Here is a 14,087-nt window from a genome sequence, read left to right on the forward strand (position 1 = left end):
ATTAGCAATCCGATATTGTAGCTATAATAAGGAATATAGAATGAAACCTATTCTTAACCCTTCGGCTAAACTAAATCGTATATGGGAGAGCAGAATGAACAAGAGGCAAACAGAGATTATGCGCAATTTATTAACTGAACCAGACCGCTTATGGCTAGTGCAGGATTTGGCGGATCAGGCCGGCTGCTCGGACAAAACCATTCGGAGTGATCTGAAGGTCATTCAAAAATATATTACCAGGCATTCCAAAGCACAACTTGTGAGGAAGCCGGGGCTTGGGATTTATCTGGAGCTGGATGAAGAAGACCAGTCTATTTTGCTTCAGCTGCTGTACTCCGAGGAGCATGAGGCAGAACATGAATCTGATGAAGAAAGAGTGCTGCATATCGCCTATCGGCTTCTGATGAACGCCATCCCGGTGACTACGCAAGAGCTTGCGGAACAGTATTATGTGAACAAAACGTTAATCCGCAGAGATCTGGAGAAGATTGAGCACTGGCTGCATAAGCTTGATCTCGCGTTAATTATCCGGCCCCGCATAGGCCTTATGATTAAGGGTACTGAAAAGAATAAACGTCTCGCCCTTGCCAGGCTGAACCAGCTGATTGACAGCCCTGAACTCACAGGACAATTGATGCGCAAACAGTTTGAACCCCATGAGATTGCTGCTGTAAATCACGAATTGAAAATATTTCAGGAACAGCACAGGCTCTTTTTCACGGATGAAACCTTCGAAGGGCTGATGCTGCATATTCTGCTGATGGTCAAGCGGACCAAGCTGAACCAGCCCATTTCGCTCCTGGAACAGGATATTGCCTTCCTGCAGGAAAAAGAGGAATATACTTGGGCGGCAGCATTTTTGCAGCAACTGCATAAGCTGTTTTCAGTCTCATTCTCACGGGAGGAAACAGCCTACCTGACCCTGCATTTGCTTGGCGGAAAATTCAGATATGGGCAGGAGGAGACAGAGGGGAGACGGACCTTATTGGCGGACAGCCATCCGCTTCTGCCGGAACTGATCAGGCAGCTGGTCCAGCGGATGTCGGAACTGAATATGATCGAGTTCGCCAGCGACCAGGTGCTCCTGAACGGACTTAAGGTTCATTTGTACACCACCCTAAACCGTCTTCATTATGGCTTGAAGGTATCCAATCCGATGCTGGCCGATATCAAAAAGATGTATCCCTACATGTTTGACCGTGTGATTGAGGCTCTGGAGGCGGCAGGCCAAGCAGTGCAGCAAACGTTTCCAGAAGAGGAGGCTGCGTATATCGCTCTGCATTTTCAAGCTTCTGTTGAACGGCTGCAGCAGAACGAGCGGCAACCGCAAAAGGCTGTCATTGTGTGTCACATGGGCATTGGGATGTCTCAATTGCTCCGTACGAAAGTGGAACGCAAATTCCCGTCGGTGCATGTGGGAACCACTATATCCAAAGCAGAGGTCAGGGGATATCTGGCCGCACATGACGTGGATTTGGTTATATCAACCGTGGCTCTTCCAGAGGACGTTCAGCATATCGTCGTCTCTCCGCTCCTGGACCCCAGGGATGAGCGCTTGCTGGAACAAGCCATCCGGCGGCTGGATGAGCCTGACCGCAAGGTGGAAGAATCCGTTTTTCTAAAGTATACAACCCCGTTCCTGGTCTTTCTCCAGCAGGAGGCGCAGCGTCCCGAACCGTTAATTGCCAGGCTGGCAGGAGTTCTTGAACAGAAGGGTTATGCGGAAGAGGGTTATGCGGAAAGTGTGCTGGCCAGAGAAAAACTATCCAATACCGCCATTGGCGGAGGAGTGGCAATCCCGCATGGAAATTCGGAGTATATCAGACAATCTTCTATTGTTATTGCTGCGCTGAAGCAGCCGCTGTCCTGGGGGAGCGAAACCGTACAATTGGTGTTCCTGCTTGCGGTCAAACCTGACGAACGGGAAGAAATGCGGAGGCTGTTCAGAGAATTGTCCCGGATTAGCGAGCAGCCTGCACTGGTCAGCGCGTTGGCTAAAGAAACGGATGCGATGGTCCTGCTCCGGAAGCTGGGCGGATAAAATTACTAATGGAATATGCATTGGAGAGGGGTATCTCAAACAGCCATGAAGCGGCTGCTTGGGATACCCCTCGTTTTTTGGGGGCAGAATGGACCTGGGCACTTATGGAAGCTGGAGATGCTGCGGTTTGTATTATTCCGTTTTTCCGGAAGTTCCGGTAAAAAGTATATCCGATATCCGTGAATAAGGTGGATATAATTTAGAATGTAAGCGCTAATAATACTGGAAAGGGATGTTGAATATGAAAATATTAGCGATAACCTCGTGTCCTAACGGCATTGCACATACCTATATGGCCGCTGAGAATCTGCAGAAGGCCGGGAAAAAATTAGGCATTGAAATTAAGGTTGAAACCCAGGGCTCCATCGGTGTGGAGAATGCGTTGACGGAGGACGAGATACGCGAAGCTGACGGTATAATTATTGCCGCGGACAAGACCGTAGTGAAGGACCGGTTTGTCGGGAAGAAGCTGCTGGTTGTCGGAGTGCAGGAGGGTATCCGCCATCCGGAAGAACTGATCCAGCGGGTGATTAAGGGCGAAGTGCCTGTGTACCAGGCACAGTCCCGTTCTACCGACAGCCGTCCCGGGGATAAAGCGCCGAAACAAAATCCGGTCTACCGCCATTTGATGAATGGAGTCTCCTATATGGTGCCCTTTATCGTTATTGGAGGGCTGCTGATCGCCATTGCACTGACGATTGGCGGCGTGAAAACACCGGGCGGCCTAGTGATACCGGAAGGCTCTATCTGGAAGAACATTCAGGATATAGGGTCTGCTGCTTTTACCTTCATGGTGCCCATTCTGGCGGGATTTATCGCAATGAGTATTGCAGACCGCCCGGGACTTGCTCCTGGTATAGTCGGGGGATTTATCGCCGCGAACGGAAGCTTTTATGGCAGTGAAGCGGGGGCAGGGTTTATTGGCGGGATTATCGCGGGTTTTCTGGCGGGTTATGTAGCACTCGGCATCCGTAAAATTAAGGTTGGCCGGGCGCTGCAGCCGATTATGCCCATTATCATTATTCCTGTACTCTCATCACTGATTGTGGGTTTGATCTTTATCTTTTTCATCGGAGCTCCTATTGCCCAATTATTTGTAGCGTTAACCGGCTGGCTTGCCGGGATGCAGGGAACAAGCTCGATTCTGCTGGCTTTGATTCTGGGTGCTATGATCTCTTTCGATATGGGTGGTCCGGTTAATAAGGTCGCCTTCCTGTTTGGCTCGGCCATGATCGGTGAAGGAAACTATGAAATTATGGGCCCTATCGCCGTAGCTATATGTATTCCGCCGATCGGGATGGGTCTGGCTGCAATGATCAGCAAACGTAAATTTGCATCTGCTGAACGTGAAGCCGGGAAAGCGACATTCACCATGGGGTTGTTTGGGATTACTGAAGGCGCGATTCCTTTTGCTGCCCAGGACCCGCTGCGCGTGATTCCGAGTATTATGGCCGGCTCAATGGTTGGTTCGGTCATTGCGATGCTGGGGAATGTAGGCGACAAAGTAGCCCATGGTGGACCTATTGTAGCTGTATTGGGTGCTGTTGACCATGTTGTTATGTTTTTCATTGCCGTTATCGTCGGCTCTGCCGTGACGGTGGCCATGGTGACTCTGCTGAAGCGGGACGTTGCAGCTGAGGATTATCATCCCGAAGAACCGGCTGATGCTCCAAAGAGCACGGGAAGTGTTCAGCTGGCCAAGCCAGCCGGGACTTCAACAGCCGTCAGCGCAGAAACGTCTTCTGGACATATTGAGAAACTGACGGATATTGTAACACCGGATCTGATTGAACTGGATTTGGCTGGAACCACACAGGACGCTGTTATTGATGAAATGATTGCCGTTCTGGTGAACATCGGGGCCATCAGCTCTGCGCGTGACTTTAAAGAAGGGATACTGGCACGTGAGGACGAAAGCTCTACGGGCATCGGCATGAATATTGCCATCCCTCATTGTAAGTCGGACGCGGTCCTGAAGCCGAGCGTGGTTTTTGGCATCAAGCAGGACGGAGTGGATTGGAAAAGTGTAGACGGCAGTCACGCGAAGCTGATATTTATGATTGCCGTCCCGCGCAGCAGCAAGGAAAATACACATCTGAAGGTGCTGCAAATGTTGTCCCGCAAGCTGATGGATGATGGTTTCAGAGAAGCGCTTCTTGCGGTTTCGACGAAGGAAGAGGCTTATCAGCTGCTGGGGCAGGTTCATTAATTAAGGGTAAAAGAGTAGAAACAGGCTGGCGATCCCCACCCGCGGGGACCGCCAGCCTGTTTGTGTGCCGTTCCCGCCGAGCCTGTACTCGCAAGGTATAGTTTGATAGAATCATAGGTACCTCAGGCCAATCATAAGGAGGATTCATCAATGACAATCGATAACGCTTACAAGGTAAAATGGGGAATTCTCAGCACCGGCTGGATTGCGCACCAGTTCGCAACCGATCTGGCTCATGCCTCCAACGGGATTGCTTATGCTGTAGGTTCACGCAATCAGGAGAGCGCTGATGAATTTGCCCAAAAACACGGCATTCCCGTAGCCCATGCCACGTACGAGGATTTGGTCAATGATCCGGAGGTGGATGCCGTTTATATCGGGACACCGCATCCTTATCATAAAGACAATGCGCTGCTTGCGCTGCGTGCAGGCAAGGCGGTGCTCTGCGAGAAGCCGTTTACGGTGAACAGCGGTGAGCTGGAGGAGCTCGTGGCGTATGCCCGTGAACATAAGCTGTTCCTGATGGAAGCGATGTGGAGCCGCTACATTCCGGCCAACGTCAAGGTCAGAGAGTGGATTGCCGCGCAGCGGATCGGAGACGTCCGGCTGGTCAAGGCGGATCTCGGCTTCCGTGCCGATTGGAATCCGGAGGGCCGTCTGCTGAACCCGGCGCTGGGCGGCGGAGCGCTGCTGGACGTCGGCATTTATCCGGTTTCTTTTGCCTCTATGATCTTTGGACCCCACCCGGAGAGTGTAGCCAGCACCGTACATATGGGTGAAACGGGGGTAGATGAGCATTTCTCGCTGCTGCTGTCCTATGGCGGCGGCAAATCGGCCTCCTTAAACGGCGGGGTGCGCCTGAATATGCTGCAGGAGGCCTATGTGTTCGGGACGGAAGGGCATATTGTTGTTAAGGGCTCTTTTGTCAATCCAAGGTCAGCTGAGCTGTATGCCGGCGGTGAGCTTGTGGAGACCTTCGAAGATGACCGGACTTCTACCGGATATGCCTTTGAAGCCGAAGAAGTGGGGCGCTGTCTGCAGGCGGGGCTTACGGAGAGTCCGGCACTGACGCTGGATGAATCGTTAGCCATTCTGAAGCTGCTGGATCAGGTGCGTGCGGAATGGGGACTTGTATATCCCGGGGAATAAACGGCGAATGGGCGTAACGATACAATGATTGCCCCGTTCAATGACGGGCGTAGACAGAAGATGAATTACAGGAGGTACGAAATGACACTGGACAGCGACCGGTATCAAGGCTGCCTGCAAGGGCTGGCAGCGGGTGATGCGCTGGGGACTACCGCCGAGTTCAAGGCACCGGGGACTTTTGAACCGCTGGAGGACATTGTAGGCGGCGGAGTGTTCGGGCTGCAGCCGGGACAATGGACCGACGATACCTCGATGGCGCTGTGCCTGGCGGACAGTCTGCTTACGGCACCGGGCTTTGATCCTGCCGATCAGATGCGGCGGTATGTGCGGTGGTTCCGCGAAGGCTACCTCAGCAGCACGGGGGAGTGCTTCGACATCGGGAACGCCACGCGCTCAGCGCTGCTGCAGTTCGAGGCCAGCGGCGAAGCATACAGCGGCTCGGAAGATCCGCGCAGTGCCGGGAACGGCCCGATTATGCGCCTGGCCCCGGTGGTGATGTACTACGCGGAAGACCCGGCGGCAGCCATAGAGTACGCTTCGCGAAGCTCGCGGACAACCCATGCCGCCGCAGAGTGCGTGGATGCCTGCCGCTTGATGGCAGCGTATATCCTCGCCGGGCTGCACGGCTGGAGCAAGCAGGAGCTGCTGGCCCCGGACGCCTTCGGCGGCTGGCTGGAGGAGGATACACTGTCCCGCAGCATTCTGGACATTAAGCGCGGTTCTTACAAGCTTAAGGCACCGCCGGAGATTAAAGGCTCCGGCTATGTGGTTCAATCGCTGGAAGCGGCGCTGTGGGCATTCCACGGGTCGTCCAGCTTCGCCGAAGGCGCACTGCTGGCCGTTAATCTGGGCGATGATGCCGATACCACCGGCGCGGTCTACGGCCAGATTGCCGGAGCCTATTACGGACTCGGCGGCATACCCGCGCATTGGTCGGGCCGACTTGCCATGCGCGCTCTGATCAGCGATTACGCCGGACGGCTGTTCGCGGAGCGTGCAGGAAGGTAAGCGGATAGCAACGGGCAGGAAGTAAAGTAAATAGAGCAGGTAGAAGCTCCGCGGCTGCGGGGCTTTTTTGATGTTCGGGAAGTTATGATATTCTTCCGTTTGGGATAGGGAAGGATAGTGGTGGGTTCGCTTTGGACCGCCGCAGGCGGGAACGGGATGAAACAACGGCAGAAATGCAGTTGTTGGAGTGCCGCGGGCGGGAACGGGACGAACAACGGCAGAAATACCGTTGTTGAAGCACCGCAGGCGGGAACGGGATGAAACAACGGCAGAAATGCAGTTGTTGGAGTGTTGAAGAGCTGAAGAGCTGAAGAGCTGAAGAGCTGAAAGGTGGTTTGCTCTTATAGAATGCTAAGTGGAAAAAGTAAAACTAATTCGCTGGAATCCACTCCTCAGACGATGATTAGTGGGAATTAGTATACTTATTTCGGGCCTTTTGACCACCTAGCGGCCGATATGGATAAATTAGATCTGCTTTTTCCCACTACTGATTGATCTAGCGGCGGACGGTAGAGATTAAGTCTACTTTTTCCACTAAAGACCTTGGGTTCTGCTCTGGTACCGCTCTGATACCGCTCTGGTACCGCTCTGATACCGCTCTGATACCGCTCTGGTACCGCTCTGGTAACGCTTTGGTGCCACTCTGGTACTTCCAAGTATAGGACTTACCGGCTCAGTGGTGCGGTGAACAATGTATCTATAGGCAGGGGGGGCGTGGAAAGAATGACATGCGGAGAGTTGGCTAAACGAGCTGGACTAAGTATGGCAACTATCCGCAACTACGAGGACAGCGGCGTTCTCTCTGTCCCCGCGCGGATAGCTAATGGCTACCGGATCTATACGGAGGATTATCTGGTAAAGATTAAGTTTATTAATGATGCCAAGTCCCTGGGTACTCGCTGAGAGAAATTCAGGAAGTACAGCATATGCTGGGTCAGGACATGGATGCTGAAGCCTAAAGTGAACGGGTCCGGGGCAAAATCACAAAAATCGACGAGCGGGTAAAGGCGCTGCGCTCCATTCAGAGGATAGGCTTGCAGGTCTGCTTCAAACGCCCAATGATGAGGTTCATAATTATCTGAAATTCTTTCGTCCGCCGGATAAGGACTAGGCCTGCTGTCTGGTCAGCAGTTCTTCTGTGGCTACCGGAAACAAGGTTTTCACGATTTCAAGGGTTGCTTTCGCGTAGTCCTGGATCTCTTGCTGGGCATCATGCTCCAGCCGCTGGTTCAGAAAATGGGCAACGGACTGCAGGGAGGCCGTCCAATACCAACGCACATACAGGCCGTATGCCGCAAGGAACAGTCTGGCCTGTTCGGCGCAGATGCCGTCGGCCAAAGCGGCTTCATATTTCTGCATACCCAGCTGGGTGTACTCCATAAGTTCTCGTGTATATTTCTCGCCAAGCTCCCAGGCCACCAGACCGCCGCTGCCTTGTTTTGAATTCTCGGGAGCTCCTCTCCACTGTCCGGCAGAAGGGATATAAAAAGCGGGTTCCTCCGTAATATACCTGCGGCTGGATTCATTCCACGCCTCCAGACTGTCTCCGGTGCCCTCATAATGGGCTGAGCCTACTACGTATTTCCACCACTGCCTGGCGACCATGAGCGGAGCATAGATTTCCAGCTGGATTACGGCATGCCTAAACGGTGAAGTGTGGCCTTCCCGTGCGAGAAACTGAATTAGCCGGATATCTTTTTCCGATAGTGTATCAGATTGTTTGGCATAGGATACGCGCGCCGCATTCACAACGGTCAGATCGCTGCCCATATGGTTAACTAAGCGGACATACCCTTTGTCCAGTACGTTAATATGCAAAATCATAACCTCCTAATTGAGTTGGACTCTCCTTTTCTAATTCGGGGATAGGGGGCTTTTTCCTGCAACAAGCGGCAGCCTCTTAATTCTCTAATCCATATGCCTATGGTATAATTTGCCTGGGCGTTCATCATTTCTATAGGGTTAAAGGAAGTGACAGCTGATGCAGCTTAGGCAAATGGCCGCAGCATTCTTATTTAATGAGCGCAGGGAAGTGTTGTTTCTGCAAAAGAAACCCACCAGTGCGTTTCTTCCCGGACTGCTTGTTCCCATCGGAGGACATATGGAGAGCAGTGAGATCGGCGATCCGAAGCGGGCCTGCCTTAGGGAGATTCAAGAAGAGACGGGGCTGGGGGAACACGCGCTTGCCGGGTTGGAACTCCGGTACATCGTGCACAGAATGAAGGATGAGCGGGAGATACGCATTCAATATATTTTCACAGGAGAGGCAGCGGCAGGCAGCGAACTGGTGGAGAGTGAAGAAGGACGGCTGCTCTGGGTAGACTGCAGCACCATATCCAGCCAGCATGCCTCAGCCTCTACTGAAGAGGTCATGCGGCACTTCCTTGAGACCGGAATACATAATCACAAAACTTACATTGGCACCATGCACGGTATGCAGGGACAAGCTGCCATGAACTGGGCGGTGCTGGAGGATTGGGAAAGCAGGGTGAGTCTATGAACGGAACGGTGAGCATTTTAGGTGTGCCATTTTCCAAGCTGACGCTTGAAGAGACGACACTTCATTTAGCTGAACAAATCGAGAACAAGCGGGACAAGCTGTTTCATCTGATCACGGCCAATCCGGAAATAACGCTCGCAAGCCAAACGGATGAGCTGCTGCAGCGCATTATCCAATCAGCGGATATGATTGTTCCGGATGGAATCGGCATTGTATTGGCGGCGAAAAGACAAGGTAATCCCATCCCCGAAAGAGTTACGGGATATGATCTTCTGCTGAAATTATTGGAGCAGGGGAATGAGCGGAGCTGGAGCTTTTATTTTTTGGGTACAGATGAAGAAACCAGCAGGCAAGCGGTGGCAAAAATCACGCACAGCTACCCGAGAGTCAGGATTGCCGGCAGGCATCATGGATTTTTTGACGCAGCAGAGGAAACAGAGATCATCGCTGACATTCAACAGCCCAAGCCGGACATTCTCATTCTAGCCATGGGTGCTCCCTATTCGGATAAATGGTTTCACAAGCATAAAGGTGAGCTTGCCGGAGTTAAGCTGGTTTTTGGCGTAGGGGGCAGTCTGGATGTGATTTCGGGAAAAGTAAAGCCCACGCCGCCTGTGTGGAAAAAGCTTAACCTGGAGTGGGCGCACCGTTTGCTGTTTTCTCCCGTTGCCAAGGGACAGAAATCGCGCTGGCGCAGACAATCCGCGCTGCCGAAATTTGTATACCGGACGATGATCCGGAGATAATCCAGAAGTAGTGGAGGACAAGATGGAGAAAGAGGAAAACAATAAAATATTGCGGCTCATTTCGCTAATTTCAACTGGAGCAGTTGATTTTGTCAGGACTGCTTTTGCCAAACAAAGGGTAACGGTTGTGTACTATGAAGAATCCGGGGACAATCAGGGCGTGTTTTGTTTGGCAGAGGATGACGATTGCGTTATAGCTTTCACTGTTTTTAATCAAATAGCCCGGATCGGTTCATTATTATGGGTTATAGAGAATAGTATGAAGCCTTACCTGGAAGCGCATGAGTGCAGAGAATTGTGCTTTAATGTATATGGTGCAAATAGGGATATTATTGAATTTGTAAGATCCCTTGGTTTTGTCTCAGATATGGAAGGGTATCAGCTCATGTATGACTGTGGCTCGCAGATTTCCTTGGACGAACAGTCTGAATTACGGGAACGGGAGTTCACGCCGGATATGCTGGAGTCGTTTATTGAATTATTTGACGGAGCATATTATTCATTAAATCAAGACAATGGCTGGGAAGTAGATCGATACCGGAACAACCCGGATACCTTTATGAGGACACTTACCGGATACGGATCGGCTGGAGGGGTGCAATCATTTTGGCTGCACGATCAATTAGTGGGTGCATGTATTTCAGAAGGACAATTTATCCGCGATGTCGTTGTAGCTCCACAATATCAGAATTGCGGGTATGGGCGAACCATTTTGCAAAGCTGTGTTAAACGCATGAGCGGCTTGTATGCCAAGGGACATATCTATCTGCGGGTGGCTGGGAGCAACATAGGGGCCAAACGGTTCTACGAAAGAAATCATTTCGTTGAATGCGGCTTTTTTGCTGAGCATACCTACCCACGTCCAGACCGCTAAAGGCTCTATATGTACACTCGGCGAATTGGCTGTCAAACCTGTTGAACCTTCCGCTTAAGGAAGTCTGCAGTCTTGCTGTCAAATCGTTTTGACAAATCCATGAAGACAGTGAAGGAGGATGCCTGATGATTCGATTGTGCGGGAAAAAGGATGAGGAAAGCATGTACCAGATTATCAACGATGCCGCTAAGGCATACCAGGGTGTCATTCCGGCGGACCGGTATCATGAGCCGTACATGAGCCGGGATGAACTTGTTCACGAAATTCAGAATGGGGTCGTCTTTTGGGGATTTGAAGACAATGGGGAACTGTGTGGTGTGATGGGGATTCAGGATAAAGGCGAGGTGTCTCTAATCAGACATGCCTATGTCCGAACGGCTCAGCGCCAAGGCGGGATTGGAAGCAAGCTGCTAAAGCACATCATAGAACGTACAAGCAAACCAGTCCTGATCGGCACATGGGAAGCGGCAAATTGGGCCATCTCCTTTTACATCAAAAACGGCTTCAGGCTGGTACCTGCCGGCGAGAAACGAAACTTGCTCAGCAAATACTGGAACATCCCGGAACGGCAGATAGAAACGTCAGTAGTTCTTAGTAACCTGGGGGCCGGGTAAGAGGATATATAGGCCTGCTGGGTATGCTTCCGTACAGGTTCGTCTTTCCGGTTCCACAACCCATAGCCCAGATCCCATCGTTCTTGAAAATGTTATGAGGAAGTGTAACTGAACTTTAGATTAGATGTATAAAAGAGAGGGGGTGTCCCAAACGGGATGCCCTTTTGCCGTGCCGTGAAGTGTAGGAATGCTATCTGGAATCCTTGCGGATCCTGGAAGAACAGAGTGCAAAAACAAGCGCCAGGACACTGACGAGCGCGCCCAGCAGGCACACCCCATTCCATCCTGCGTAACTGTAGACCTGGGTGGAGGCGATAGAGCCGGAGGCGCTGCCCAGAGAATAGAAAATCATATAACCGGCAGTAAGTCTGCTGCGTGCTTCGGGCTGTACTTTGAAGATCAGGCTCTGGTTGGTGACATGTACGGCTTGTACCGCCAGATCCAGGACGATAATACCTATGGCTAAAGCAAAAAGCGAATGCTCCGCGCGGCTGATCGGCAGCCAGGACAACAGCAGGAGACTTAGGGCGATGACGGTGGTGTGCCGGCTGAAGCCCCGATCCGCAAGCCGTCCTGCCTTGGCTGCGGCTAAGGCTCCGGCGGCCCCGGCCAGGCCGAACGCTCCGATAGCGGTATGCGAAAGTGAATAAGGCGGTGCACTGAGGGGCAGCACCAGTGAAGTCCATAATATGCTGAAAGCCGTGAAAATTAAGAAAGCGAGAACGGCGCGCACCCGCAATATTCGCTCATGGGCGAACAACAGGAACACGGAATGAATCAGATTTAGGTAAGACAAGGATTTCTTGGCGGTCTCCACAGAAGGAAGTACTCTGTACAAAGCCGCAGCCATAAGCAGTGTCATTCCCGCAGATGCCAGATATACAGACCGCCAACCCGCCACATCCGCCAAAAAACCCGCAAAAGTCCGCGCAAGCAGAATCCCTATCACGATTCCGCTGGTCACCAGACCAACCATCCGCCCCCGCTCAGCGGGAGAGGCGAGACTCGCCGCGAACGCTACAAGTGTCTGTGCGGCGACGGCGAGTAATCCTACCCCGGCTATGCCTATGGACAGCATAATTCCGCTTGAGGCAGTCCCGACTATTAAAAGAGCCAAGACGGATAATAGCATCTGTCCGGTGATTAAGCGGCGCCGGTTCAGCAAATCGCCAAGCGGAACCAAGAGCAGCAGCCCTGCCGCATAACAGACTTGAGTAAGCGTGATGATAATGCCAACCGCAGAATGCCGGATACCGAACTCTGCGGCGATGGCATCCAGTAAAGGCTGGGCGAAATAGATGTTGGCGACGGAAAGCCCGCTGGCGACTGCAAACAAGAGGGCGGTCTTTCGCGAAAGTGAAGGGGTCAATGGTGAGCTGTGTTTCTCTTGGACCTTCTCCATGGGCACTGGTTCAACTCCTAAATAAGTATTGTGAGGTTACTGAGGTAATAACATACTGATTGGTATGTAACTAGTCCCGATTAATATAACCTCGACAAATAAAGAATGTCAATATCCAGCCATGAATAAAAGACATATGGGCATAACAATTGACAGTTCCCACTTAAAAAATTAGAATAGTAACATACCGATAGATATGTAAAGGGGTAAAGTTATGGTGCGGCCACGTGGGTTCGACGAAGAGAAGGCGCTGCATGCTGCCATGCAGATCTTTTGGGAAAAAGGCTATGAAGCGACCTCGCTAAGCGATCTGACTGCAGCAATGGGCATTCAGCGGCCAAGCATATATTCAGCTTTCGGGGACAAGATTGGTTTGTTTGAAGCTGCCTTGCGAATGTATACCAAATCCCATGCGGCCAGTGTGCGGGCCAGTCTTCAGAAGAAGGCTTCGGTGAAGATGGCTTTCCGTGCTTTTTTTGAACATTTGGTGGAGGAAGAGTACAGGGAGGAAGGATCGAATAAAGGCTGCTTCTGCATCAACACAATGGTGGAGCTATCACCGCATGATCCGAAGTTTGAGATACTGACCAGAGAACATCAGATGTATCTTGCCGTGATTTTTCAGGAAACGCTTGAACGGGGGATGCGGTCAGGGGAGCTCGGTGCCGGTACGGATGCCAAAGGGCTGGCCCAGTCGCTGGTCATTGCACTGATTGGGCTAACTGTAATGATGAAATGCCGCCCTGAGCGGAATTTTGTGGATCAGGCTGTACATTCGATGCTGAGCAGTAATGGCTTGTATTAAGTGTGTAAAAGCAAGAGGGTGTCCTATGCTGAACTGCACCCCGTCAAGTAGACAGTACAAAAAATAAAAGTATTTTAAGCGGCCTTGGTCCTGAATTCAATGGGACTAAGGCCGTTTAGTTTTGCCTGTAACCGCTCGTTATTGTAAAAGTGAATGTAGGCATCAATATCTTTTTGGAGCTCTTCAAAGGTCCGGTAGGTATGCAAGTAATACTTCTCACATTTCAGTGTCCCCCAGAAGGATTCCATGGGTCCGTTATCAATGCAGCAGCCCACCCGGGACATGCTTTGCGTTAGTTCTGCCTCGTCCAGCATCTGCTTAAAGTGCAGAGAGGTATACTGGAAACCACGGTCGCTATGGAGTAAGGATCGGCTCTCTGGTGCTGCCTGCAACGCCAACTCCAGCGTCCTGAAGACTAGCGAATTATTATTCGAATGGCCCAGAACGTAAGCAACAATGGACTTGTCATGCAGATCTTTTATTGCACTTAAGTAGGCCTTCTGTCCGTTGCCGTATTTAAATTCCGTTACATCTGTTACCCATTTTTGGTTTGGTGCCTCCGCCTCGAAGTTGCGGTTCAATACATTCTCTGCCACCTGCTGAGGCGTGGAGCCTACGTACTTCTTCCTCTTTCTGCGGATGACGGACTGGATGCCTTGAAGCCTCATGAGACGGTATACTCGCTTCGCGTTAATAGCTCTGCCCATTTGTCTGCGCAAATGCAGGGTCAATTGACGAT

Annotated in this window: 14 protein-coding genes; 11 read left to right on the plus strand and 3 right to left on the minus strand. The window is 51.6% G+C overall.

The features are described 5' to 3' along the window. The first annotated feature begins 94 nt into the window (after positions 1-94). The 6 genes from BLQ82_RS30100 (at position 95) to BLQ82_RS32910 (ending at position 7,310) form a co-directional block, all read left to right on the plus strand. Entirely contained in the window at positions 95-2,041 is a 1,947-nt protein-coding gene (locus tag BLQ82_RS30100) for a BglG family transcription antiterminator (RefSeq protein WP_062520854.1), read from the plus strand. 241 nt (positions 2,042-2,282) lie between these two features. Beyond that, complete coding sequence (locus BLQ82_RS30105; RefSeq protein WP_062520857.1) at positions 2,283-4,250, plus strand: PTS fructose transporter subunit IIABC; 1,968 nt, start codon at positions 2,283-2,285, stop codon at positions 4,248-4,250. A 150-nt stretch (positions 4,251-4,400) separates the two neighbouring features. Beyond that, positions 4,401-5,399 (plus strand): Gfo/Idh/MocA family protein, encoded by a 999-nt coding sequence (locus tag BLQ82_RS30110; protein ID WP_062520858.1) that lies wholly within the window; start codon positions 4,401-4,403, stop codon positions 5,397-5,399. 81 nt (positions 5,400-5,480) lie between these two features. Continuing rightward, complete coding sequence (locus tag BLQ82_RS30115; protein WP_062520860.1) at positions 5,481-6,407, plus strand: ADP-ribosylglycohydrolase family protein; 927 nt, start codon at positions 5,481-5,483, stop codon at positions 6,405-6,407. 120 nt (positions 6,408-6,527) lie between these two features. Next, the gene (locus BLQ82_RS32255) at positions 6,528-6,668 is read left to right on the plus strand and encodes a hypothetical protein (protein ID WP_157243762.1); all 141 of its coding nucleotides are present in this window, start codon (positions 6,528-6,530) and stop codon (positions 6,666-6,668) included. Between the two features lie 501 nt (positions 6,669-7,169). Next, entirely contained in the window at positions 7,170-7,310 is a 141-nt protein-coding gene (locus BLQ82_RS32910) for a MerR family transcriptional regulator (protein WP_244281060.1), read from the plus strand. Between the two features lie 204 nt (positions 7,311-7,514). Here BLQ82_RS32910 and thyX read toward each other — a convergent pair whose 3' ends face one another. Continuing rightward, positions 7,515-8,231: an FAD-dependent thymidylate synthase gene (gene thyX, locus BLQ82_RS30125; RefSeq protein ID WP_062520862.1), complete on the minus strand. Its 717-nt coding sequence runs from the start codon at positions 8,229-8,231 to the stop codon at positions 7,515-7,517. A 157-nt stretch (positions 8,232-8,388) separates the two neighbouring features. On the opposite strand from thyX, the gene BLQ82_RS30130 reads away from it, so the two are divergent. The 4 genes from BLQ82_RS30130 (at position 8,389) to BLQ82_RS30145 (ending at position 11,141) form a co-directional block, all read left to right on the plus strand. After that, the gene (locus tag BLQ82_RS30130) at positions 8,389-8,907 is read left to right on the plus strand and encodes an NUDIX domain-containing protein (RefSeq protein ID WP_062520863.1); all 519 of its coding nucleotides are present in this window, start codon (positions 8,389-8,391) and stop codon (positions 8,905-8,907) included. After that, entirely contained in the window at positions 8,904-9,653 is a 750-nt protein-coding gene (locus tag BLQ82_RS30135) for a WecB/TagA/CpsF family glycosyltransferase (RefSeq protein WP_062520865.1), read from the plus strand. Before BLQ82_RS30130 ends, BLQ82_RS30135 begins: the two co-directional genes overlap by 4 nt. Before the next feature lie 22 nt (positions 9,654-9,675). Beyond that, a complete protein-coding gene (locus BLQ82_RS30140; RefSeq protein WP_062520867.1) occupies positions 9,676-10,527 on the plus strand; it encodes a GNAT family N-acetyltransferase in 852 nt (283 codons plus the stop codon). 125 nt (positions 10,528-10,652) lie between these two features. Then, complete coding sequence (locus BLQ82_RS30145; RefSeq protein ID WP_062520869.1) at positions 10,653-11,141, plus strand: GNAT family N-acetyltransferase; 489 nt, start codon at positions 10,653-10,655, stop codon at positions 11,139-11,141. Positions 11,142-11,331: 190 nt separating this feature from the next. On the opposite strand, the gene BLQ82_RS30150 is transcribed toward BLQ82_RS30145, so the two are convergent. Then, positions 11,332-12,543 (minus strand): MFS transporter, encoded by a 1,212-nt coding sequence (locus tag BLQ82_RS30150; protein WP_062520871.1) that lies wholly within the window; start codon positions 12,541-12,543, stop codon positions 11,332-11,334. A gap of 214 nt (positions 12,544-12,757) precedes the next feature. Here BLQ82_RS30150 and BLQ82_RS30155 point away from each other — a divergent pair, with 214 nt between their 5' ends. Continuing rightward, complete coding sequence (locus tag BLQ82_RS30155) at positions 12,758-13,348, plus strand: TetR/AcrR family transcriptional regulator (protein WP_062520873.1); 591 nt, start codon at positions 12,758-12,760, stop codon at positions 13,346-13,348. 74 nt (positions 13,349-13,422) lie between these two features. Here BLQ82_RS30155 and BLQ82_RS30160 read toward each other — a convergent pair. Beyond that, positions 13,423-14,087 (minus strand): IS3 family transposase (locus BLQ82_RS30160; protein WP_074648827.1); only part of this gene is annotated, 665 nt, incomplete at its 5' end.

Origin of the sequence: Paenibacillus jilunlii (genome assembly GCF_900102965.1) — a bacterium.
Taxonomy (GTDB): Bacteria; Bacillota; Bacilli; order Paenibacillales; family Paenibacillaceae; genus Paenibacillus_AQ; species Paenibacillus_AQ jilunlii.